32 protein-coding genes are annotated in these 22042 nt (G+C 52.1%); 31 read left to right on the forward strand and 1 reads right to left on the reverse strand.

Annotated elements, in window-relative coordinates:
• The 17 genes from D1159_RS03780 to D1159_RS03860 all read left to right on the forward strand — a co-directional run bounded on the left by D1159_RS03780 (position 1) and on the right by D1159_RS03860 (position 9771).
• The gene (locus tag D1159_RS03780) at positions 1-264 is read left to right on the forward strand and encodes a DUF551 domain-containing protein (protein WP_161844367.1); all 264 of its coding nucleotides are present in this window, start codon (positions 1-3) and stop codon (positions 262-264) included.
• A 1-nt stretch (position 265) separates the two neighbouring features.
• Positions 266-538 carry a hypothetical protein gene (locus tag D1159_RS03785; RefSeq protein WP_161844368.1) on the forward strand — a complete coding sequence of 91 codons (273 nt, stop codon included), beginning with the start codon at positions 266-268 and terminating at the stop codon, positions 536-538.
• Between the two features lie 40 nt (positions 539-578).
• A complete protein-coding gene (locus tag D1159_RS03790; RefSeq protein ID WP_161844369.1) occupies positions 579-1049 on the forward strand; it encodes a hypothetical protein in 471 nt (156 codons plus the stop codon).
• A 23-nt stretch (positions 1050-1072) separates the two neighbouring features.
• Positions 1073-1324, forward strand: a complete 252-nt coding sequence (locus D1159_RS03795; protein WP_161844370.1) for a hypothetical protein — start codon at positions 1073-1075, stop codon at positions 1322-1324.
• Positions 1325-1382: 58 nt separating this feature from the next.
• Positions 1383-2738: a phage portal protein gene (locus tag D1159_RS03800; protein WP_161844371.1), complete on the forward strand. Its 1356-nt coding sequence runs from the start codon at positions 1383-1385 to the stop codon at positions 2736-2738.
• Entirely contained in the window at positions 2731-3039 is a 309-nt protein-coding gene (locus D1159_RS03805) for a hypothetical protein (protein ID WP_161844372.1), read from the forward strand. Before D1159_RS03800 ends, D1159_RS03805 begins: the two co-directional genes overlap by 8 nt.
• Before the next feature lie 84 nt (positions 3040-3123).
• The gene (locus D1159_RS03810) at positions 3124-3336 is read left to right on the forward strand and encodes a hypothetical protein (RefSeq protein WP_161844373.1); all 213 of its coding nucleotides are present in this window, start codon (positions 3124-3126) and stop codon (positions 3334-3336) included.
• A complete protein-coding gene (locus D1159_RS03815) occupies positions 3326-4309 on the forward strand; it encodes a phage minor head protein (protein WP_161844374.1) in 984 nt (327 codons plus the stop codon). Before D1159_RS03810 ends, D1159_RS03815 begins: the two co-directional genes overlap by 11 nt.
• Positions 4302-4496 carry an HK97 gp10 family phage protein gene (locus D1159_RS03820; protein WP_161844375.1) on the forward strand — a complete coding sequence of 65 codons (195 nt, stop codon included), beginning with the start codon at positions 4302-4304 and terminating at the stop codon, positions 4494-4496. Before D1159_RS03815 ends, D1159_RS03820 begins: the two co-directional genes overlap by 8 nt.
• Before the next feature lie 389 nt (positions 4497-4885).
• A complete protein-coding gene (locus D1159_RS03825) occupies positions 4886-5077 on the forward strand; it encodes a hypothetical protein (protein ID WP_161844376.1) in 192 nt (63 codons plus the stop codon).
• A 319-nt stretch (positions 5078-5396) separates the two neighbouring features.
• A complete protein-coding gene (locus D1159_RS03830; RefSeq protein ID WP_161844377.1) occupies positions 5397-6158 on the forward strand; it encodes an ORF6N domain-containing protein in 762 nt (253 codons plus the stop codon).
• Between the two features lie 54 nt (positions 6159-6212).
• Positions 6213-6935, forward strand: coding sequence for an ORF6C domain-containing protein (locus D1159_RS03835; RefSeq protein WP_161844378.1), 723 nt, complete (start codon positions 6213-6215; stop codon positions 6933-6935).
• Positions 6936-7286: 351 nt separating this feature from the next.
• Positions 7287-7865, forward strand: a complete 579-nt coding sequence (locus tag D1159_RS03840; RefSeq protein ID WP_161844379.1) for a hypothetical protein — start codon at positions 7287-7289, stop codon at positions 7863-7865.
• Between the two features lie 15 nt (positions 7866-7880).
• Positions 7881-8825 carry a hypothetical protein gene (locus D1159_RS03845; RefSeq protein ID WP_161844380.1) on the forward strand — a complete coding sequence of 315 codons (945 nt, stop codon included), beginning with the start codon at positions 7881-7883 and terminating at the stop codon, positions 8823-8825.
• A 15-nt stretch (positions 8826-8840) separates the two neighbouring features.
• Positions 8841-9272: a hypothetical protein gene (locus D1159_RS03850; protein WP_161844381.1), complete on the forward strand. Its 432-nt coding sequence runs from the start codon at positions 8841-8843 to the stop codon at positions 9270-9272.
• Complete coding sequence (locus tag D1159_RS03855; RefSeq protein ID WP_161844382.1) at positions 9272-9418, forward strand: hypothetical protein; 147 nt, start codon at positions 9272-9274, stop codon at positions 9416-9418. The genes D1159_RS03850 and D1159_RS03855 overlap by 1 nt, the downstream gene beginning before the upstream one ends.
• Positions 9415-9771 carry a head-tail adaptor protein gene (locus D1159_RS03860; RefSeq protein WP_161844383.1) on the forward strand — a complete coding sequence of 119 codons (357 nt, stop codon included), beginning with the start codon at positions 9415-9417 and terminating at the stop codon, positions 9769-9771. Before D1159_RS03855 ends, D1159_RS03860 begins: the two co-directional genes overlap by 4 nt.
• 269 nt (positions 9772-10040) lie before the next feature.
• On the opposite strand, the gene D1159_RS03865 is transcribed toward D1159_RS03860, so the two are convergent.
• Complete coding sequence (locus D1159_RS03865) at positions 10041-11006, reverse strand: hypothetical protein (protein ID WP_161844384.1); 966 nt, start codon at positions 11004-11006, stop codon at positions 10041-10043.
• Between the two features lie 432 nt (positions 11007-11438).
• Here D1159_RS03865 and D1159_RS19975 point away from each other — a divergent pair, with 432 nt between their 5' ends.
• The 14 genes from D1159_RS19975 (at position 11439) to D1159_RS03930 (ending at position 21949) form a co-directional block, all read left to right on the forward strand.
• Positions 11439-11573, forward strand: a complete 135-nt coding sequence (locus D1159_RS19975) for a hypothetical protein (protein WP_279279994.1) — start codon at positions 11439-11441, stop codon at positions 11571-11573.
• On the forward strand, positions 11570-11776 hold the full coding sequence (locus tag D1159_RS03870) for a hypothetical protein (protein WP_161844385.1): 207 nt from the start codon (positions 11570-11572) through the stop codon (positions 11774-11776). The genes D1159_RS19975 and D1159_RS03870 overlap by 4 nt, the downstream gene beginning before the upstream one ends.
• Entirely contained in the window at positions 11773-12336 is a 564-nt protein-coding gene (locus tag D1159_RS03875) for a Rha family transcriptional regulator (protein WP_161844386.1), read from the forward strand. The genes D1159_RS03870 and D1159_RS03875 overlap by 4 nt, the downstream gene beginning before the upstream one ends.
• 72 nt (positions 12337-12408) lie before the next feature.
• Positions 12409-12564 carry a hypothetical protein gene (locus D1159_RS03880; RefSeq protein ID WP_161844387.1) on the forward strand — a complete coding sequence of 52 codons (156 nt, stop codon included), beginning with the start codon at positions 12409-12411 and terminating at the stop codon, positions 12562-12564.
• 70 nt (positions 12565-12634) lie between these two features.
• A complete protein-coding gene (locus tag D1159_RS03885; protein WP_161844388.1) occupies positions 12635-12961 on the forward strand; it encodes a hypothetical protein in 327 nt (108 codons plus the stop codon).
• Positions 12958-13329, forward strand: coding sequence for a hypothetical protein (locus tag D1159_RS03890; protein ID WP_161844389.1), 372 nt, complete (start codon positions 12958-12960; stop codon positions 13327-13329). The genes D1159_RS03885 and D1159_RS03890 overlap by 4 nt, the downstream gene beginning before the upstream one ends.
• 103 nt (positions 13330-13432) lie before the next feature.
• Positions 13433-14032, forward strand: coding sequence for a hypothetical protein (locus D1159_RS03895; protein ID WP_161844390.1), 600 nt, complete (start codon positions 13433-13435; stop codon positions 14030-14032).
• Positions 14019-14372, forward strand: a complete 354-nt coding sequence (locus D1159_RS03900; RefSeq protein ID WP_161844391.1) for a hypothetical protein — start codon at positions 14019-14021, stop codon at positions 14370-14372. The genes D1159_RS03895 and D1159_RS03900 overlap by 14 nt, the downstream gene beginning before the upstream one ends.
• Positions 14373-14613: 241 nt before the next feature.
• Positions 14614-17139, forward strand: coding sequence for a phage tail tape measure protein (locus tag D1159_RS03905; RefSeq protein ID WP_161844392.1), 2526 nt, complete (start codon positions 14614-14616; stop codon positions 17137-17139).
• Positions 17140-17160: 21 nt separating this feature from the next.
• Positions 17161-17541: a hypothetical protein gene (locus D1159_RS03910; protein ID WP_161844393.1), complete on the forward strand. Its 381-nt coding sequence runs from the start codon at positions 17161-17163 to the stop codon at positions 17539-17541.
• A gap of 6 nt (positions 17542-17547) precedes the next feature.
• On the forward strand, positions 17548-19674 hold the full coding sequence (locus D1159_RS03915; protein WP_161844394.1) for a hypothetical protein: 2127 nt from the start codon (positions 17548-17550) through the stop codon (positions 19672-19674).
• 13 nt (positions 19675-19687) lie between these two features.
• On the forward strand, positions 19688-20830 hold the full coding sequence (locus D1159_RS03920; protein ID WP_161844395.1) for a hypothetical protein: 1143 nt from the start codon (positions 19688-19690) through the stop codon (positions 20828-20830).
• A gap of 10 nt (positions 20831-20840) precedes the next feature.
• The gene (locus D1159_RS03925) at positions 20841-21599 is read left to right on the forward strand and encodes a hypothetical protein (RefSeq protein WP_161844396.1); all 759 of its coding nucleotides are present in this window, start codon (positions 20841-20843) and stop codon (positions 21597-21599) included.
• 2 nt (positions 21600-21601) lie between these two features.
• Entirely contained in the window at positions 21602-21949 is a 348-nt protein-coding gene (locus tag D1159_RS03930) for a hypothetical protein (RefSeq protein WP_161844397.1), read from the forward strand.
• The last annotated feature ends 93 nt before the right edge of the window (positions 21950-22042 follow it).

Genomic DNA, 22042 nt, shown 5'->3' on the forward strand with positions numbered 1-22042 from the left:
ATGGAATGGATTAGCGTAAAAGACAGATTGCCAGAATATAAAATTCCAGTCTTGGTTTTGTTCAACGATAATATCCATAGCCGAAAAAATGTTTTTGCTGTTGGTTACATCACAACAGACATAAAAAATAGAAAGGCAAAGGCGTGGGAGTTTAAAAGCATACGAGGGTGGAACGCCGAACAAATTTCGAGCTGGATGCAATATGAAGTCACCCACTGGATGCCGCTGCCCACGCCCCCTGACCGCGAGAGGACGGAGAGATAACATGGACAATAAAGAAATATTCAGAACTGCGCTGAACAGATGGGGTGCAGACGCGCAGACTGTCATGGTTTTCGAGGAAATGTCCGAACTTCAGAAGGAACTGTGCAAGCACTCCAGAGGCGCAGACAACACAGAACATATTGCGGAAGAAATTGCAGATGTTCAAATCATGCTGGAGCAGATGATTATTTTGCACGGCTGTGAAGAAGCTGTGCGGGAATATAAGCGCAGTAAAATTGAGCGGTTGAAAATCAGACTCGGAATTGCTGATTAACCCCGCCCGATAATCCCCGCTGAAAACGGAGGAAGGATATATGGAGAAGGTTCTGAAGATTGAGGAAATCACCGGACTGAAATTAGGGAATGCAGGTAGGCCGACGGAGCGTGTCAGTCTTGGCATGGCTCAAATGCTGAATGTTCTGTGTGGTTGCAGCGAATATGACGGATATAAAATCACTACGACGGAACACGAGTACATGATTTTGATTGACAATGGTCAATCCTGCTGCGAAAGCTGGGGATATTTCTCCAGTGATGATGATTTTGAAAAATTCATCGGACAAAATCTGAATTCTGTTGAACTGACTGATACAGCCCTTAACGAAAAGAAACTGGATGAATTTGAGCCGTATGGTTTCTACGAGGGTGGAATCCAGTTTGTTGATTTCAAAATGGGGAATGGCTCTGTTTTACAGTTTGCCGTTTATAACGCCCACAATGGATATTATGGGCACCCGATTATTGTTGCAAAGGACAAGGATATTCTTTTGCTGGATACGCTGTAAAAGCCGCCCAGAGGTGAGAGAGTATGAAAATCGTTCCGTTGCCAGCAAAAGGGCGAGTGGATGTAATTATTGATTCAGAAGATGATGTGATTATTCCAACGCTCTTAGACTTTGACATGGGGATATTCTCTTACTCTGATGGTAACGGAAACAGGCTGTTCGTCGCAAAATGTACTGATGTTGACTTTTACATAGTGGATGATGTGTATAGGAAAAAGATAGTAAGGAGAAACATTACAATACGGCTCATAGAAGCTGGCATTCAAGGGTGGTGATACCATCAAAACCTATCAAGATTTGCTGGAGGCCCGCGCAAGCGGCAGAGAGGCGGACGTGATTGCGTTCATTCAGTCTGCCATTGCTGACCACAAGGCGGGCCGCATTTACCAGACTGCTGCTGACGCGCAGTTATACTATGACGGCGAAAACCCCACCATAAACCGGTATGAGAAAATCATCTACGATATGCAAGGCAGGGCCCACAGAGATATGTGGACGGCGAACCACAAGATCGCCAGCAAGTTTTTCGGCATTGTGGTAGACCAGGAGACAGGCTACCTTCTGGGCAACGGCGTGAACTTCAAAAAGGATTCCACCAAAAAGAAGTTAGGCAAGAAATTCGATCGACAAATCCATTCCGCCGGAGAATACGCCCTAATCGGCGGCGTGTCGTTTGGCTTCTGGAACCTGGACCACTTAGAAGTGTTTCCGGTAACAGAATTTGTCCCGCTGGAGGACGAGGAAAACGGCTCTCTTTCCGCTGGCATCCGCTTCTGGAAGATTGCGCAGGATAGGCCCCTGCGGTGTACGCTCTACGAGCTGGACGGCTTTACGGAGTACATCCAGCGCCCTGGAGAGGAAATGAAAATTATGGATGGCGGAGAAAAGCGCCCCTACATACTACACGTGACGGAAACGGCGGCAGACAGAACCAAAATTTACAACGGAGAAAATTATCCGACATTCCCGATTGTGCCGCTGAAAAATAACCGGCACTGCAAGTCGGAGTTGGTAGGCAGGCGGAACACGGTGGATGCCCTTGACCTGGCCTGTTCCAACATGATTAACAATGTCGATGAGGGAAATCTGATCTATTGGGTCCTGACCAACTGTGGCGGAATGGATGAGGAAGGCGCGGTAAAATTCCTTGATCGCGTGAGAACTACACATATTTCGTGGGCCGAAAACGGAGACGAGGGCTCCAGCGCTGCGCCCCACGCCATTGAAGCCCCCTTCGAGGGCACACAGACCACCATCGACATGCTGGAGAAGAAGCTCTACCAGGACTTCCAGGCGTTTGACAGCTCCGCCGTAACGGCCAGCAACCAGAGCGCCACGGCAATCAAGGCCAGCTATGTGCCGCTGGATTTGAAAGTGGACAAGTTTGAGCGTCAGGTGACGGAGTTCATCAGCGGCATTCTGGCGCTGGCTGGCATCGACGACGAGCCGACCTACACCCGCAACCGCATCATCAACGAGCAGGAGGAAATGCAGACCGTCCTCATGGCGGCGCAGTACTTCGACGAGGAGTACATCACCCGCAAGACCCTGACCATCCTGGGCGACGGCGACATGGCCGACGAAATCCTGAAGCGCCGTGCGGCTGATGATTTGGGGCGGTTTGACGGAAACAACCCGCAGGACGGCGGGAATGAGCCGGAGGAAGGAGAGGAAAACGGAAATGGTTAAAGTTTACGGTGCAAGCGACGACCTCTGTGAAATTGAGGGCAGCGCATACAAAGAAGATGAAATCGGATGCTTTGACAGTGATGTTAGGGTTCGATTTGTTGACGGAACTGTAATCCGTGTCGGCTACCCAAAAGCAGATGCCGCCATTTGGTGGATTGAGGTTGAAAAGAAGGGAACGGCGGCGCAGTCGCTGACAGTCTGTGACAATGAGGACGCAAACCCTTATAGCGATATTTTTGAGATTGACGCTGAAATCAAAAGCCATTCCATCATAAAGCGGAAATATCCCGACAGGCCATGAGCAAGCCTGACCTCGCCCACCGCCTGACCGACCAAGAGCTTGCCGCCCTTGAAAAGCGCATCGCCGCCAGAAAGAGGTGAAAAAATGATTAGAGGGAAATATGTCGGAACTATCACAATAGAATTTTGCGTAGATGAAAATACAAATGGGCTTCTTCCGTTCGACTGCTTGCAAGCAAGCGTAAAAGAGGAGTTGAGCGGGGTTATCAAAAAAATAATCGAAGAAGAAGTATCTGACATCGGAACTGTGACGGTCGAACAACAGTTTGCTGATTTGTACATCTGCAATGAAGCCTGACGAAGCTCACGTTTGGACAGACGCCGAACTCGAAAAGCTGGAACGCCGCATCGCCGCCGAATACAAAAAGGCCGCTGACGAGCTGACTGATAAAATCGACGCCTATTTTACCTCCTTCGCCAAGCGGGACGCGGAGCAAAAGGCGCTGATTGGCACGATCGTTAACGGGAAGGTTTACACCAACCAGGATTATAAGCAGTGGCGGCTGGATCAAATCGGGCGCGGGGAGCGGTTCAAGGCCCTGCGGGACAGGTTGGCGGAGCGGATGACACGGGCGAGCGAAGTGACCGCCGCCTATATTAACGGTGATCTGCCGAAAATCTACGCCCTGAATCACGCATACACAATAAACAGCGTGAAGGGCCAGGTTGGAGGTATTCTGGATGGCATCGACTTTGCCCTGTTCGACGAGCACACCGTAAAACGTCTCCTCCTGGAACGGCCTGACCTAATGCCATACTATCCAGAGGCCAGAGCGATCAAACGCGGCATTGATTTGGCTTATGGCAAGCGGCAAATTACCTCAGTTGTCACCAGCGGGATTTTGCAGGGCCAGAGCATTAACCAGATGGCGCGGCACCTGATGAGCAGGGTAACGGACATGAACCGCACCAGCGCCGTTAGAGCGGCCCGCACAGCCGTTACAGAGGCGGAAAACGCTGGGAGGCAGGCGGCGAGAGACGCATTAGAAGAAAAAGGAGCAATTCTCACTAAAAGGTGGGTTGCTACTCCTGATAACCGTACACGTCATGACCATATGGAGGCAGACGGACAAGTAGTTCCAAATAAAGAACCATTCATTGTTGGTGGCGAAAAACTGATGGGTCCGGGAGACAAGAGTATGGGGGCAAGCCTATGGAATACGATAAACTGCCGTTGCACAAGCGTTACAGATGGAATTCAGTTCAAATCAATCCTGACCGCCGAACAGCGAAGACGAGCAAATATAAGGGTGGAAATCAAAAATGACTAAAATCATTGTACATATTGACGACCATAGCCAAGAAGCGCTGGAAGCGTTGCAGAACGCCATAGACCGCGCCGCAATGGCAATCGGTGAGACTGCTGTTAAGCACGCAAAGGACAATATCACAGCGCAGGGCGCGGTTGATACGGGACGTCTGCGAAACAGTATCACCTATATGGTGCAAGAGAAATGAGGTGGTCAAATGGGGGTTGTAATCTACGTGGGGAGCGCGGTCGAGTACGCTCCTTACCCAAGTAAGTGGAGTTAGGCACTGGGCAATATGCCTCCACCGGCGGCGGCACAACCAAGCCCAGCTGGGTCTATCAGGACGAATTTGGGAATTTCCATAGAGCCTATCCACAGAAACCAAGACCGTACTTAAAACCGGCTGTTGCCGACCATGCGCAGGAGTATTGGGACCTGTTGAAACGATCTCTGGAAAATGCGTGAGAGAATAAAGGTGTTGTACATATGAGCGAGAGTCTATTACAGGCAGCAATTTCCAAAAACACAGAGGAATTTGCAAAAATTTTTCGGCAAGAGTTTCTTGCTGGGATGAGAATGAAAAAGGAGGCCCACACCATGCAAGTAATCTACAACGGCTTCACCGGGGAGCTGGTGAAGTTGGAGCGGAAGGACTTTCGCAGCTGCGGATGTGGAATCACCTATATGCTGGAAATCTACGACAGCGAGAAACAGGTCACCCACTCCTTCACCGGCGTCAATCTGGAGGATGTGAAGTTTCTGGGCGGGGCGGTGACGTTCGGTGGGTGAGAAGAGCGCCAAACCCGTCCCCACCGCCACCGTGGACGACCTCCCCCTCATCAACGCCATCATCGCCAAAGGTGACCGGGCGGAGGTCGGGCCGGGGCCCAACGGAACCATAAAAATCTCGCACGTCAAGCGAGTCATTGTAAAATCCGGTCAAAACAAAGACGCGCCAGCATCATGTATTGATTGTAAGTCGCATTCGAGGTGCATGAAAGCCGCATATGACGGGAATGTGTTGAGGTGCGTTAACTTTGGACATATGCAAAACTTTGTAAAATCCGGGCGGTAAAAGGACCACCTGAAAGCTGAAAGGAGCTATAAAATGAGCAAGGAACTGAAGGTAACCGTCAACAAAATGGAACTCCCGATTAAGGAGTACAAGGGCCAGCGTGTTGTGACCCTAAAGGAGATCGACGCTGTGCATGAGCGCCCGGAAGGGACGGCAGGGAGAAACTTCTACACCAACAAGAAACATCTTATTGAGGGCGTAGATTACTTCCAACTCACCTATGAAGAGGCTCGTTCTACGGATTTCGTAGAGCGCCCCAACTCGCAAGGCTTGACCCTCATCACCGAATCCGGCTATCTGATGCTGGTGAAGTCCTTTACCGACGATCTGGCCTGGACAGTCCAGCGGCAGCTGGTGAACGTCTACTTTTGCGCCACTCCGGAGCAGCGCCGGGAAGCGGCGGCAAACACAGCAAAATCCGCATTGGCCGAAGCCAAAGCCAAGAACGCCCGCGCCAGGGTGGCGTCCATGTGGCTGAAAATAGCTCAAGTCAACCCGATCCCGGAATACCAGCAGATATGCGCCCACTACGCCAGCGCGGAGCTGACCGGCGGCACAGCAGTGCTCCCTCTGCCAGAGGTCAGGGAGCGTACATACACCGCCGAAGAGGTGGGGAGGATGCTGGGGGTCAGCGGGAATAAAATCGGCAGGCTGGCCAATGAGCACCACCTAAAAACACCCGAGTTGGGCGTGGAAGTGTGGGACAAGTCCCGATACAGCAGCAAGCAGGTCCCGGCATGGCGCTACAACGAAAAGGCCGTGGCCCGCCTGCGGGAAATACTTGGCAACAACTGAATGACGAAACCCGGCGGAACGTTCCGCCGGAAGGGCAGAAAGAAGCTATAAAAAATGAACGACCTGCAAATTTTCGAGAATCCCAAGTTTGGGCAAATCCGCGTCATTGAGCGAGGCGGAGAACCATGGTTTGTGGCGGCGGATGTGTGCCGGGCGCTGGAGATTTCCGATACCTGGAACGCGCTACAACGGCTGGACGACGACGAAAAGGGTACGTGTTCAATCAGTACCCCTGGTGGCGAGCAGAAAATGAACATCGTCAACGAACCTGGCCTGTACTCCCTGGTGCTTGGGAGCCGGAAGCCGGAGGCCAAAGCCTTCAAGCGCTGGATCACGCATGAGGTGATCCCCTCCATCCGCAAGACCGGAAGCTACACCTTTGACGGAACGTCCAAGGAACTGCAAGCAATTTTCATGCTGGACAGCCGGACGATGAAGCACGAGCAAAGGATCACCGCTCTGGAAGAAAGCATGGTCATCGACTACAGCCAGCAGCGTACCCTTGCTTCTCAGGTCAACGCCGTGGTCATTAACGCGCTGGGCGGTGCGGATGCCCCAGCCTACCACGACAAGAACGTTCGGGGCCGTACATACAGCGAGTGCAACCGGGACATCCAAAAGTGGTTCCGGGTTAACAGCCGCAACAACATCCCCCGCAAGCGCTTTGACGAGGCGGTGGAGTACATCCAGCGTTGGAGGCCCAGCACCAATGTGTCTATGCTTATCCGGCAGACCAACCAGCAGACGCAGCTTTGCGGAGGATGGCGGTCAAAATGACAATAAATGAGTGGCGAAATCGACATAGGAAATGCAAATTTTGTAAAAACCTTTGCTATGTATCAACTCCCCCGAACTACATTGGACCAGATACATGGTGCAAGGCAAAAAAGAAATTTGTTTCGGATGAAATCCCACGCCCGTTTTGCAGGGTATTTGACATTATAGCTCAGTGAGACAAACAATTGAATATTTCCCTGCCCGAAATGGTGGGCAGGAAGGGCGAAAAGGCGCCAGCTTGTAAGGATTTCTTGTAAGTTGGTGCCTTTTTATTTTGGTAAGACCCGCTCAGGCGGTTTTTATACAACGTTCGCCCCCGAAGAACAGGGGCCAAAGAAAAGGAGAACGAACATGCCATTTACACGCGAATTTATCCGTAAGGCCGCAAAGGAAAGCGGCATGGAACTTCCCAAGGAGTTTGAGGATGTCCTGGTGCAGGAGCATCTTTCGGCCAGAGATGCATATGCGGCAGGTCAGGTGAAAACGGCCCTTGAGGAGAACAAGCAAGACCCTCCTCCTGCTGTCAAAGACACACAGGAGTACAAGGACCTCAAAAAGGAATTTGAGGACTTCAAGGCCGAACAGGCCAAAAAGGACACCCGCACGGCGAAGGAAACCGCCTACCGGGCGATCCTGAAGGAGGCCGGAGTGAGCGAAAAGCGCATCGAGGCCGTCCTGCGCGTCAGCGACGTGGACGGCGTGGAGCTGGATGACAAGGGCCAAATCAAGGGCGCGGACAAGCTGTCCGAGTCCATTAAGACCGAGTGGGCCGACTTCATCCCCACCACCCACACCGAGGGCGCACCGACTGCGACGCCTCCTGCCAATACCGGCGGCCACACGATGACGAAAGAGCAGATCATGGATATCAAGGATATCGACGAGCGCTATAAGGCAATGGCCGAACACAGCGACCTTTTCGGTATCTGATGAAAGGAGCAACTTATGGCTACAGTAAACACCACCGCCGAGACCAATCTGATCACGGCGGAGAAGATGAAGAAAATCCGGGAAGTGGATTTTGTAAACCAGTTCCAGCATAAGAGCCTGGCGAAGCTGATCGAGGTGCTGGGCGCCACACGCAAGATCCCCATGATGGAGGGAACCACCCTCTACTACTACACCACCACCGGCGAGCTCCAGGACGGCAACGTGGCCGAGGGCGAGATCATCCCATTGAGCGAGTACAAAACTGAGAAGACGCCTATTGGAGAAATCACGCTGAAGAAGTGGCGCAAAGCTGCCAGCGCTGAGGCAATCAAGAAATCCGGCTACACTGCCGCTGTCCGGGATACAGACGCGGCCCTGCTGCGGGACGTTCAGGTGAGCACCCGCAAGGACCTGTTCGACTTCATGAACGGGACCATCACCAATTCCACGCCTGTGTCTGGGGACGGTCTTCAGGCCGCGCTGGCCGCCGCATGGGGCCAGCTTCAGGTCAAGTTTGAGGACGACACCACCCAGCCTGTCCACTTCCTGAACCCGCTGGATGTCTCCGACTACCTGGGCAAGGCAAGCATTACCACCCAGACCGCATTTGGCATGAATTACATCGAGGACTTCCTTGGCTTGGGCACCGTAGTCATGTCCTCCCGCATCACTCAGGGGACCTTCGTGTCCACGGCGAAGGAGAACTTCATCATGTACTACCTGACCATGAACGGCGACGTGGCAAATGCGTTTGGCCTCACCGCCGACGATTTGGGCCTGATCGGCATCAACAGCGGCTACCGCAACGAGGAGCGGGCCCAGATCGAGAGCCTGGTCATGAGCGGCATCCAGTTCTTGGTGGAGTATGCAGAGGGCGTCGTGAAGGGCACCATCGGCGGCGCGTCGCCCGCTACGGCGTCCGAGCCCGCTGCGGCGTCCGCCAAGACAGCCAGCAAGTAAGAAGGAGGTGGCGTGATGCTGGAGCAGGTCCTGACGCATATCCACAACTGGTTCCAGGTGGGCATCTATCGTGGTACATATATCATCCAGGACGGCGGTATCACGCTGCCCTTCCTTAAAGACGGCCAGTATTTCCGCATCACAGGCAGCGTGTTCAACGACGGCCTCCACCGCTATGGCCCGGAAATGGAACTGTTGCAGGACGAAACCTTTGACGGCTCCATTTGGTCGCTGGCAATCCCCAAATCCGTAGTAAACTTGGCAGCTGAAATCGCCGCATGGAAAGAAAAGTATGGGGCGGTCATTGACAGCCCTTACACCAGTGAGAGCTTCGGCGGCTACAGCTATAGCAAGGCCAGCGGCGCAGGGGATAGCACCGGTTCCGGCGGCTGGCAGGCAGCGTTCCGGGCCCGGCTGAACCCGTACAGAAAGTTGAGGGAGATTTAATGGAGGAAACCAAGAAAATAGTCAAAACAACGGAGACTATCCGTGAATACGACTATGAAGGAAACATGGTAAAGGAAGTTGTTACCGAAACCTGGGAACCCCCGCTTTTCCCTGGTTATGGGTTCAACGGAGGAGGACGCACATGAGCCTGATTGAACAATGGCAGGAAAAATGCACCATCATCGAGAGCAAAAAAGTCCCGGACGGCGAGGGCGGCTGGACCACCGGCTGGACGGACGGCGCAGAGTTTATGGCTGCGGTGGTGCTGGACACCTCCACCACAGCGGTCATCGCCGAACGCCAGGGCATGGCGAAAATCTACCGTGTGACCACACCAAAAAATGCTCTGCTGTCCTTCCATGACGTGTTCCGCCGGGAGAGCGACGGACAGACGTTCCGCGTGACCTCCGATGGCAAGGACGTGCAGACGCCGCCCACCTCCGACATCACTCCGTTTTCCCAGGTGACGGCGGAGGAATATTCGTTGCCGCTGGGATAACGCAAACAATGTGTACCTTGAAAACTTCATAGAGATAGCGGAAATTTTGAACCCCCTCCGCTATAAAACGGAGGGGGTTGTTCATCTTTTGAAATCCACATAATCTGACGGTGAATAATGTTCGATGCGAAACTCGTCGTTGCATTTTAGGTCTTTTTGTTCGGCCCGCTTATCAACAAAGTGTAGATAGCAGAAACCAACCCAAGGTATTCCGAAATGGGTTCCCCTCGATATGGTCTGTGGTGGTAAGTATCATTCTGTGTTCATCCTTAAAATTCAAAATCAAACGTTGCGCTGACCACGTTTTCACCTGTTATGCTATCCGTTTCAACGTAAGGGCCCTCAATGTATTCTCCGTTTTCCCCTATTATAGAACGAACATAATCGGATTGCAAACGCGGCAAGCCCATGGAGACTGTTAATAAATAATCTCCACTTAATGGAGCGCCTTTGTCGGAAAATGCTTCGCTTGTTGCTTCACCATTTTTGACTATAACCTTTGTTTGGGCTCTGGAATCATCCCTGTCCAACGTTAACATAAGCACGGTTTCGTCCGGTAGGTTAGTTTCGATGTGGAATTCCGGTTTTCCAGTCGAACCTTCCACATTTACGGAAAAGCCAACTGAAATCATTTCTTGAGGGCCTTCTGCGCTTTCTGTGACTTTTGGCTTCTTGGAATCGGGTGAAAACAAAAATTCTCTCTGCTCATCTATCCCTGATACTGTTATTTCTGTTTCACCAATTATGTGAGTTTTAAATTCATCGTATGCCTCAAATCTGTTTGTTGAGTAATTAGCCATAGAAACTTCGCAATTTGTTTCGGCCTGATAATAGCTAATCAAATATATAATTTCATAATTAGCTTCGTTTGGCAAGAAAGTGATAAAAACATAGTCGCCTTCTTTGCCTAAATCAAACACTTTAATTTGTCCGAGGTCATCCGTCGTGGGTTCTGTTATTTCTGTTTCGTAATCGAGTTCCTCAACAAATGCTTTCACATCATCAAACGCAAGGGATTGCTTTCTCTCTGCGTATGTTATGTAAACATCCTCAAAGAGTGGCGTACCTACAAACTTCGGTTCTTTGCTTGGTTCAGGCTTGGGTGTAGGTGTAATTGCAACCTCTTGTGTTGGCGGTGGTGTAGAATCTGCGTTTCTTTCACCTTCCACGCACCCAGCCAACGAAACCGCCATTAGTCCCGCTAAGATTAGTGCAAGAATTTTCCTTTTCACCATATTTCCTCCTTCTTTCTCATAAGATATACTTACTGTAGCACAATGTTCAAAATTTGTCCATAATTTTTTGAAAAAGCACTTGACTTTTGGAAGGCATAAATATATAATGACTTATGGAAGACAAAAGTGAGGTGATTGAATGTCTCCGCGTACAGGTCGTCCTACTGACAATCCAAAACCCTACAAAATCACGGTTCGCCTTGATGAAGAAGCAGAGTCCACATTGAGTACCTATTGCAAACAAAAAGGCGTAGAGCGCGGTGAAGCTGTAAGGAGAGGTATCAAAAAGTTGGGGGACGACATAAAAAAGTGAAACAGCCCGCCCCTCGTCAAAGTAGCAGACTGTTTCAGAAACACCAGGAGGTTCCCCAACTGGATACCTTAGTATACCACACGGGAGGCCTCCGCGCAAGAAAAAAGGAGGTTTTCACCATGAGCGAGAAAAAGACAAACAACGAACGATTCAACGAAATGCTGAACACATGCCAAAACCCGCAAGCCGTTGCTGCGGCCCTGTTGATTCTGGCAGAAAATGGCCTCTTTCAAAGAAAGGAGGCGACGGTATGACCATCAAAGAACTTGCTGCCGTTATGGCAGACGACACCACATTCACCGTCCTTATCGGCCCTGACCAGGAAGTAGTCATCGGCAAAGAGGACAAGGCCCTCATGGAAGCCCTGGGCGACGTACTGATTGACCACGCTATTGTCAACACGGCCAACCGCCTGTGCATCTATGCCTGCGTGGACTTGAGGAGGGCAATGGCATGAACGAGCTGAAAGCCCATGACTTCCACGGCAAGAAGGTTGTGGACAGCCGGGATGTGGCCCAGATGGTGGATCGGCCCCACAACGACCTGATGAAGAGCATCCGGCAGTATGTGAAGTATCTTAACGAGGGAGAAATCTCCCAGGTCGATTTTTTCATCGAAAGTACTTACACAGCCAGCAATGGGCAGGAGCAGCCAAACTTCCTTATCACCAAGAAGGGCTGCGACATGGTGGCGAACAAGATGAACGGCAAGAAGGGCGTCCTGTTCACCGCCGCCTACGTCTCAGCCTTTGAGGAGATGCGGCAGACCCTGACAACGCCGCCCGTCCCAAAGCGTATCCCAGATGTGTCTCCCAGCGGTCTTGCCAAACTGATTACTGTCACCCGGCAAGTCATGTTGGACATGGGGAACAGCCCGGTCGAAATCGGAGCCATGACCAAGAGCGTGTTGGAGACTTGGGGCATTCCGGTTCCGGTGGCGTTCTCCCAGCAGATACCTGGGCAGCTGTGCTTGTTTGAAAACAGCGCACTGGGAGAAGGACGGGGGGCGTCGGCATGAGCAAGACGATTACCCTGACAGGCGACGCCGCGCAGGCCCAGGCGGCATTTCCCGGAGAGGAGGTCAGCGCCTGTGAAACGCTTTGAGATGACCATCCGTGAGGACGGCATTACCATCCGCCGGGAGGCAGAGGAGCGGCTGACCGGAACGCAGAAATTTCAACTTCTGGCGGGGCTGATTGGCACCGCGGCAATCCTTGGCTTTTTCTGGATACTCACTTCAATCTAACAACCAAATCAATCAAAATTCCCGCTATCTCTATGAGGTGGCGGGAATTTTTTATGCAAGGAGTGAGAATTTGACAATCAATATTTTGGGAGCACAGTACACCATCACACAAAGCCACAATGACCCGCGCCTGGAAAATATCGACGGCTTTTGCGATGAAACCACAAAAGAAATCGTTGTAGAGACCTACGAGGGCGATGATGGGAAACCCGGAGTAAAGGGACAGCTGGACATTCAGCGGAAGAAAAATGTCCGTCACGAAATTGTCCATGCTTTCCTGTTTGAGTGCGGCCTTGCCGAAAACAGCCCGTGGGCGCAGAACGAGGAACTTGTGGACTGGATTGCCATTCAAGGCCCGAAAATCTGGAAAGCGTGGCAGGAGGCTGGGGCGGTATGACCAAAGCCGCATCTCTCTATCAATTCTTTTCCTCGTTTGGGATGCCAGCCTACACCGCCACCAGTGTTCCGGACGATGTGACATTCCCCTATTTGACCTACGAGCTTATCACCAGCGCCTGGGGCGGGGAACCGGTCGGCCTGACGGTCAACCTGTGGTTCTACACAACGTCGGAGGCTGTGCCAAACGCAAAGGCGGAGGAGCTGTCTGAAGCAATCAGTTTGGGTGGGAAGATCATCCCCTGTGACGGCGGTTATATCTGGCTCAAGCGCGGCACGCCCTGGTGCCAAAGCCTGAGCGACGAGACATCGCCGACCATCAAGCGGCGGTACATCAACGTTACTGCCGAATATCTGACAAAAAACTGAACGTTGTTCCCCGCCCAACGCTTAGGGCGGGAAGGGCTAAAAGGTGCCGTTTATTCGATAATTTTGAATAAATGGCACCTTATTTTCTGAAAGGAAGTGCAATATGGGCAAATTTACCGTTATCCCCCAGGATACCTTTGAGGGCTTGCAGCTGGACGCAGGCGTACTGCTGAGGACATTTAACCCGGAGACCGGTGCGGCCCCCAAGGATGAAGACATCATCTGCGCCACCACCGGCGGCATTAACCCGTCCTGTGTACCTACATACAGCGACTTTGCGGAGGATGTGGACAACGCGCCTATCAATCTCATGGAGTTTAAGCACCTGGACGGCTGGGAGTGCAAGATGGGCTTTACCTCTCTGGGCACATCTGCGGAATCCATCCGCCTTGCCCTGGGTGCGGCGGACATCGACGCCGCCACCGGCAAGATCACTCCCCGGCGCAGCGTGAAACTAGAAGACTTCTCCGATGTCTGGTGGGTGGGCGACCGGGCGGACGGCGGCATGGTCGCTATCCGTCTGATCAACGCTCTGTCCACCGGCGGCTTCTCCCTCCAGACAACCAAAAACGGCAAGGGCCAGGTCTCTATGGAGCTGACCGGACATGTCTCCATCAAGGACCAGGACACCATGCCAATGGAGTTTTACAGTGCGGCTCCTACCAATTCTGATACGGAGGTGGCGGAATATGAGGCTGTCTGATTTCAGGGACAAAAAGGGCATTGAAGTAGTCGCAAAGCTGCTGGTGCCCATCGGGAACATTGCCGCAGACAAGGAAATGGCGAATGCGCAAAAAAGCAGTAAGCATATGGGGGAGTTTGCCTCCCTGCTTCTGCAAAGGCACGCGCAGGATGTCATGACCATGCTGGCCACGCTGAACGACCAAGACCCGGCGGACTACCACTGTACCGCCGCCACAGTCCTGGTTGACGTGTTCACCATGATCTCCGACCCCGAGCTGATGATGCTTTTCGGATTGCAGGGTCAGACCCCGGCCTCCTCTGGCTCTGCATCGGAGAGTACCGAGGCCCCCAAAACGTAAACGCACTGATCCGCTATTTCGAGGCCCGAATGGACCAGGCCCAGAAGGAGAAGGTGTATCGGATATACGTCACAGACACCTTATGGGGCCTGGCCCACGGGCGCGGATTGGAAACGAGGTATAGAGACCTGTTTCAAAAAGAGGTTCAGGAGACCAGAACGGCGGAAGAAATCGTGCAGCATATCAAATCAAAACTCGCCGCTGTATAAGTCCCATTTTGTAAGAAAGGAGGAATTCCGAATTGAATGTATTTGACCTTGTGGCGCGAATCATTCTGGACACAAGCGATTACGAAAACGGGCTGAGCAACGCGAGCAAGCTAGCCAAAAGTTTTGGCAATGGCCTAAAAACGATAGCAAAAGTAGGCGCTGTTGCTCTTACGGCGGCAACTGGGGCCGCGGCTGCATTTGCTGGTGCCTCTGTAAAAGTTGGCGCTGATTTTGATTCTTCGATGTCTCAAGTTGCGGCAACGATGGGCACCACTGTGGATAAAATTGGGGCACTTCGTGACTTCGCAATGGAAATGGGGTCAAAGACCGCTTTTTCTGCCTCACAAGCTGCGGACGCACTGAATTACATGGCCCTCGCCGGATATGACGCCGAGCAGGCTATGGAGGCTCTTCCAAACGTTCTAAATCTTGCAGCAGCGGGTGGAATAGAACTGGCCGCTGCTTCGGACATGGTGACAGACGCGCAGTCTGCCCTTGGCTTGAGCATGGAGGAATCTGCCGAACTGGTAGATAAGATGGCGATGGCCTCCAGCAAGTCCAATACCAGCGTAGCGCAGTTAGGAGAAGCAATCCTGACGGTTGGCGGCACCGCGAAGAACCTTGCGGGCGGCACAACTGAGTTGGCCACCGCTTTGGGCATCCTGGCGGACAACGGCGTAAAGGGCGCAGAGGGCGGCACGGCGCTGAGAAACATCATTCTTTCACTTACCGCTCCTACAGATACAGCGTCTGCACTCATGGAGAACTTGGGGATTAAAGTGTTTGATGCGTCCGGGAAGATGCGCTCTCTAAACGATATATTTTCGGAACTAAATATAATTCTGTCCCATATGACGCAAGAAGAAAGGATGGAGGTACTAAGCAATATTTTCAATAGCAGGGACTTAAAATCGGCAGAAGCCCTGTTGGCTAATGCGGGGGCTAGATTCTACGAACTTGGCGGATATATTGATGCGGCGTCTTTCTCCATCGACAATTTTGAAAAGGCGCTAGACGAGACGAATAATATCAGTATGTCAAAGTTGGAACAGAATCTTGAAAAGCTCGGAGTGAGCGCGGAAGAGCTTAATTACGTTCTTTCCACGTATGGCAAAAAGGGCGCTAAAGCTGTCGCGTCTGGTCTGTTCGAGGTGGTTGACGCCGGGGTTTCTGTTGACCAAATCATACAAGCATTGGGCGGCGACCTGGAAAATTTGCAGTTAGCTTTTGATGAGTCTTCTGGCGCGGCGGCGCAGATGGCGGAAACGCAACTGGACAACCTTTCCGGCGATGTCATAAAGTTTAAATCCGCGCTGGAAGGAGCACAGATCATCCTATCAGACCAGCTCACACCCGGCCTCCGGGAATTTGTCCAGTTTGGAACCGATGGAATCAGCAGCATTACGGACGCGTTCAAAGAGGGCGGTTTATCCGGCGCGATGGAGGCGTTCGGAACGTTTTTAAGTGACGGCCTCAATATGATCATCGAAAACCTTCCGTCAGTAATCAATGCCGGTATGGAGGTTGCGGGAGCGCTTGGGCAGGGCCTTATTGACAACCTACCAACGATTATAGATTCTGCTATCGAGATTGTAACTACATTGGTAGACGGCCTGGTTTCTGCATTACCGCAATTAGCGGAAGCGGCAATCGAAATCATTACCTCTCTGGCTGCTGGGGTTTCAGAATACCTTCCAGAGCTAATCCCGGTGGCAATAAGCGCAATTTTGCAATTTGCAGAGACGCTTTTAGATAATGCGGACAAAATTTTGGATGCAGGGATGGAATTGCTGGTATCCCTTGCGGAAGGTATAGCCAATGCTTTGCCTGAACTCATCGAAAAAGCGCCAGAAATAATAACAAAACTACTAAGCACACTCAACAAGAGTACACCAAAGTTTGGAGCGGCTGGAGTAAAAATTGTGATAGCTCTTGCAGGCGGAATGTTAGAATCTCTCCCTCAGCTGGCATTAGTTATGCCCAAAATGTTTTTTGGGCTGGTCCAATCTATTACAGACAGGCTTGGCAGTATGACAGAAGCCGGATTTGAAATTATATCCGCCGTTGGAGAAGGTATAGACAACGCGATTAAAGGAGCGGCTCAGTGGGGCGCGGACCTGATTGACAATTTTGTCCAAGGGATTAAAGATTCTATCGGAAAAGTCGTAGATTCTGTAAAAAACATAGGGAAAACAATTGCGGACTACATTGGCTTTTCGGAGCCGGATAAAGGCCCTTTAAGCAACTTTCACACCTACGCCCCTGATATGATGCAGCTTTTTGCAAAGGGGATTAAAGACAATGAGGCCCTGTTAGAGAGTGCGTTTGGCGACGCGCTGGATTTTGGATTCAAAACGCCGGACCTTAATTTCGAGACTACCGCAAATATCCACTCTGGGATTGGGCAAACGCAAAACTCTGGCGGCGTTATGGCGGAACAAGGAGGAGACATTGTGATTAACATCACAGAAACCATTGACGGGGAAATTTTGTCCCGCCGGATGTTCCGGTACAACAGGGCCGAGAGCGAAAGAATCGGCGCGGCGATGGTGCAGTAGCAGTAAGGGAGGTGAGCCGTCATGACGGACGGGAAGCGGCTGAAAATCAACGGCACGGACTACAGCGGCTATTTTACCAGAACCGGCTATTCGGTTGGGTATGAGAGCGTACAGGGGAGCAACGCGGGCCAGATGCTGGACGGCACCTATATGGAAGACGAGCTGAAAATCCGGACCGTAGTCACGCTGAACTGTATGCCCCTGACGCAGGAGCAGCTATCCGCCCTTTTGAATGAGGTATACGGGAGGGTATACCACATGGTTGAGTATTTTGACCCAAAGACAAACGGATACAGGGAAGAGGAAATGCGCAGGCATGTGACCACGCAGACCTACCGCGGCTTTGGCGCGGGAGGGGATGAGTATTGGACCCGCACGTCTGTCACGTTTACATCGAGGTAGAGCAACATGGGCCATAAACTTGTGATAGGGGCGGACATAAACAACCCGGAATGTCAGATTGAGGACGGGGATATTGTGGGCATGAACGGTATCACCGCCGTAGATTTGGTAGGCAGCGAACTTTCCATAGACACGCTCACGGCCAGCGTGGATTTCTACGGCGGCGATACCTCCTACCAGCTCATTGTCCCAAAGTACAGCGATATTGCCATCAGCACGGACGGCTACGCCATTGCGTCCAACCAGGTCTATGCAAACCCGAGGAATCTGAACTACGGGACGTTGGTAAGGTACTTCCGGGACGGTACCCTTGCCTGCAAAATGTATCTCTCCGATGTGAAGCGTATGGCGAAAAACAGATACTGGCTGCACTGCGTATCCCCCGTCGGCCTTCTGGAGGGCCAGATGCACTACGGGGGGATCTATCACGGCGAGAGCTTTGCCTCGGTAGCGTCTGAGATTATCGGGAATTCGGTCCCTTTCAGCATGGCGGAGGAGGTCAGGAATATCAAAGTGTACGGCTGGCTTCCCTACGGCACGAAGCGGTCAAACCTGCACCAGCTTTTATTCGCCACCGGCGTTATGATTGGCCGGAACGCCGCGGGGGATATGGAGTTTCGGTTCATTTCAAACAAAGACGTGAAGGACATCCCTAAAAAAAGGATCTATTACGACGGGTCCGTTGAATACCCCGCCCTGGTATCCGCGGTGGACGTGACGGAGCACAGCTTCTTCGCCCTGAGTACAGATGAGACCGTCACCGTATACGACAATACCGACGGTTCCGAAACGGCAGACAATACCTTTCTCGCGTTTCCCAACGGTCCGTTACACAGCCTGTCAACCACCGGTTCTTTGGTGATCCATTCAAGCGGCGTCAACTGGGCTGTCGTCACCGGGACCGGGATTTTGACCGGGAAGAAATTCACCCACAGCACCCGCATCCTGCGCAAGCAAGCGCCCGGCAGGGATACGCAGCGGGAAAATGTGAAGAAAGTGGCGGAGGCGTATCTGGTCAACGCGACGAACAGCGACAATGTGGCAAGCCGCGTCCTGGCGTATTTCAGTTCACACAAAACCGTCACCGCCTCCATCGTGGAGGACGGGGAGCGCCCGGGGGACATGATTACAGGCTATGACCCCTACGACGAGCCCATCTCTGGCATTATCGCATCCATGCAGTCCAACGTCTCAAGCAATATTAAGTCGGAGTGCAAAATTATCACGGATTATTCCCCCATTTGGCAGGGAAACAATTATACGAAGTACACCATTTTGACGGGGAGCGGGGTGTGGACTATTCCGGCAGAAATCCTGGCAAAGCCCCGGCCCATCCTCCAGGCTGTCATTATCGGCGCGGGAGATGGCGGATTTGCGGGGGCGGACGGAGAGCCGGGGGCGAACGGCGTGTATCAGTCCTATGACTATACCCCGGCCGCCCCGCCGGGTGGGAAGGGCGGGGCGGCCGGTGGCCCGGGAACCCCGGGGAAAGTACTTACCGTGACGATAGACTGTACCGGCCTGACTGCAATCAATTACGCCTGCGGGGTGGGCGGCGCGTCCAATGCAAGGGGCGGCGCGTCTGTTTTCGGCGCCTATTCTTCCGACTCCGGCGTGACGCCCCAGAATGGGATAGCCAATATATTTTCCGGCGAGATCTACGCGACAAAAAACGTCCCCGGTGTAGATGGAGGCAGGGGACGCGAAGCAAATGACTACGATTTTCCCGGAGAACCGACTGTATACGGTTGGAAGCCAGGAGAAGACGGACAGAGTGACAGATCGGAAGGCCATGCGCCGGGGGCAGCTACCGCGGTTTGGGTTGGCGTAGGAGGCCACGGCGGCGGAGCAGCTTATGGGTCAAACGGCCAAAACGGTGGAGATGGAAGCGGAAGAGGCGATTCTGGGTACGGCGGCGCAGGCGGCGCTGGCGCAAACGGGGCAAACGGCGCAAACGCAACTGTGTTGGGCGGAGCAGGCGCGGGCGGAAACGGCGGCGGCGGCGGCGGATCCGGCGGCAACGCCTACTCCTACAGGGGGCAAGCCTACGCCCGTGGCGGCGCAGGCGGTCCAGGCGGAAAGGGCGGGGCCGGAGGCAACGGTGGCCCCGGCGGAATCCTCATTTACTATTAAGGAGTGATTGATTTTGCCAGAGAAAATATGGCGTCTGCCGTACACAGCGGCGCAGATTGACGCCAGCGTCGGCAAGTCTCCCATCATAAAAAACGGCACCTGGTGGACCTGGGATATTGGCACATCTTCCTATAGGGATACCGGCGTACTGCTGGGCACAACCGGGTTTTCGAACCGCAACCTGCTGGACAACTGGTATTTTGCAGACCCCATAGACCAGCGGCATGGGTACATGATCCCCAAAGGTGCAGTAATATACAGGGACTCAGGATTTACAGAGCTGATTGGCCCAGCCGCTGCTGCCTGCGAGGTCGTGGAGAAGACAGCAGCTTACGCAAAAGTAAGGGATCCGGCGTATCACCAGTCTTTCTATTATGCGGCTCCGAGTGCGGCAGTAAGGGGATACTGCGAGAATGGGTACACCATCGACAGGTGGTACTCATACGAGTGCGTGTCTGTAAAGCTGCTTGAATCCAGGGTACAAATCATAGCCAAATCATCTGGGAGCCAGTTCGTTCAAGCTATTCCATTAGAGGAGATCGAGGAAAATACTTTGCTCACGCTGTCATTTTTAGACACGGATGGAGAGCTGACCGTGTGTACAGGAAGGGCTGCACACAATGCAGAACATAGCTTATATGCAAATACCGATTGGGGGTGGATTTCGTTTAGAAACCTTCCAAATGTTCCGTATTGGCAAGCAGTTTTTCATACCACAGTTAATAAAACACTTGTCGCAGGTAAACTGGAACTTGGCTCACACCAAACCCTTGCCCATAAAGAGGGCGATACCTGGGTGCTCAACGACCCGCCGCCCAACAAGGCCCTGGAGCTGGCGAAATGTCAGCGGTATCAATATGCGACTAGTTCGTACTATGGCGCCGGTGAAGTGGATGGCGCAGGTATCAATATTGGAGTGAATTTCCCCTGCACTATGAGGAGTACGCCGACGATGCAGACCAAAACGGGAATCAGAGCACAAATGGCTGGTTATGGCGGGAATGGGTTCTACGAAAATTTAACAGCGAGCTTCAGGTGGGGATCGTCAACGTCATGTAACATTTTAATTAACGTTCCAGACACATCCAAATTTGTACCTGGATACCCTGTAACCGCAAGAATTGACACGCCCTTGTTATTTGACGCCAACTTGTAGGAGGTGCAACATGGATAAGTTTTATAGCAGCCATTACATCAACGTAGACGAGCAGGGCCGCACCAGGGGCGCGATACTACAGATGCAATCTGCATCAACGAGGAGGAGACGTGAGGTTTTTATGCAAGATTTAACTGGGAAAAGATTTGGAAACTGGGCAGTCGTTAAATTTTCCCACAGAAATAAAAGCCGGGTTCCTTATTGGGAGTGCAAGTGTGATTGTGGAACAATTTCAACTGTCAATCACTATTCTCTTACAAAAGGGCACAGTCTTTCTTGCGGATGCACATCAAGGCAAAGAACGGTAGAGAAGATAATTACTCATGGAAAATCAAAAACCAGACTTTATAGAATCTGGAAGGGTCTAAGAAAGAGATGCTATAACTCGAACTCAACCGTCTACAAATTTTACGGAGGACGTGGAATTTCCGTATGTGATGAATGGGAAAAGAGCTTTGAATCGTTCTATGAATGGGCTACTGCCAACGGATATACAGATAACTTGTCTATTGATAGGATTGACGTAAATGGCAACTACTGCCCTGAAAATTGCAGATGGGCAGACGTTGAAACGCAACACACAAACATGAGAAGCAACCACCATATTACAATAGACGGGGAGACGCATATACTAAGGGACTGGTCCAAAATATCAAAAGTTCCGGAGCCTACCATTGTCAGACGGCTCAAATGCGGATGGAGTGAAAAGGACGCTGTTTTTATCAAGCCGCATTGTGGAAACCGATACTCTTCCATGAAGGGGTGTTGAATATGGACTTCGATTTCAAAAATAGCTATTATCTGAAAGTAAGAAATGACGGTTCTGTCATTGACGCATTTTCGGACGGCCCCCACAATGGGCGCACAACAGAAGGGTATGTAAAGTTTGGCAGTGGAGGCTATCAACTGAGATTGTTCCCAGGCGGCGAGGAAAACCCGCCGCTCTGCACCATGGACAGTATCCCGCTGTACCGCTGGGATGGGGAGACGGTAATCCCTCGCACCGAGGAGGAGATCGCCGCGGACCGGGCTTCTAAGCCCGCGCCCCCGCCCAGTGAGACGGAGCGGCTGAGGGCGGATATTGACTTCCTGGCGGCCATGCAGGGGGTGAGTTTGTGAGAACGTGCGAAGATTGCAGACATTTTGAAAAGGATTCGATACGCTCTCAAAAACTTGGAGAACCGCTTGGTCAATGCCTCAACCAAATTGACC

This window comes from Pseudoflavonifractor sp. 524-17 (assembly GCF_009935845.1).
GTDB lineage: Bacteria > Bacillota > Clostridia > Oscillospirales > Oscillospiraceae > Pseudoflavonifractor_A.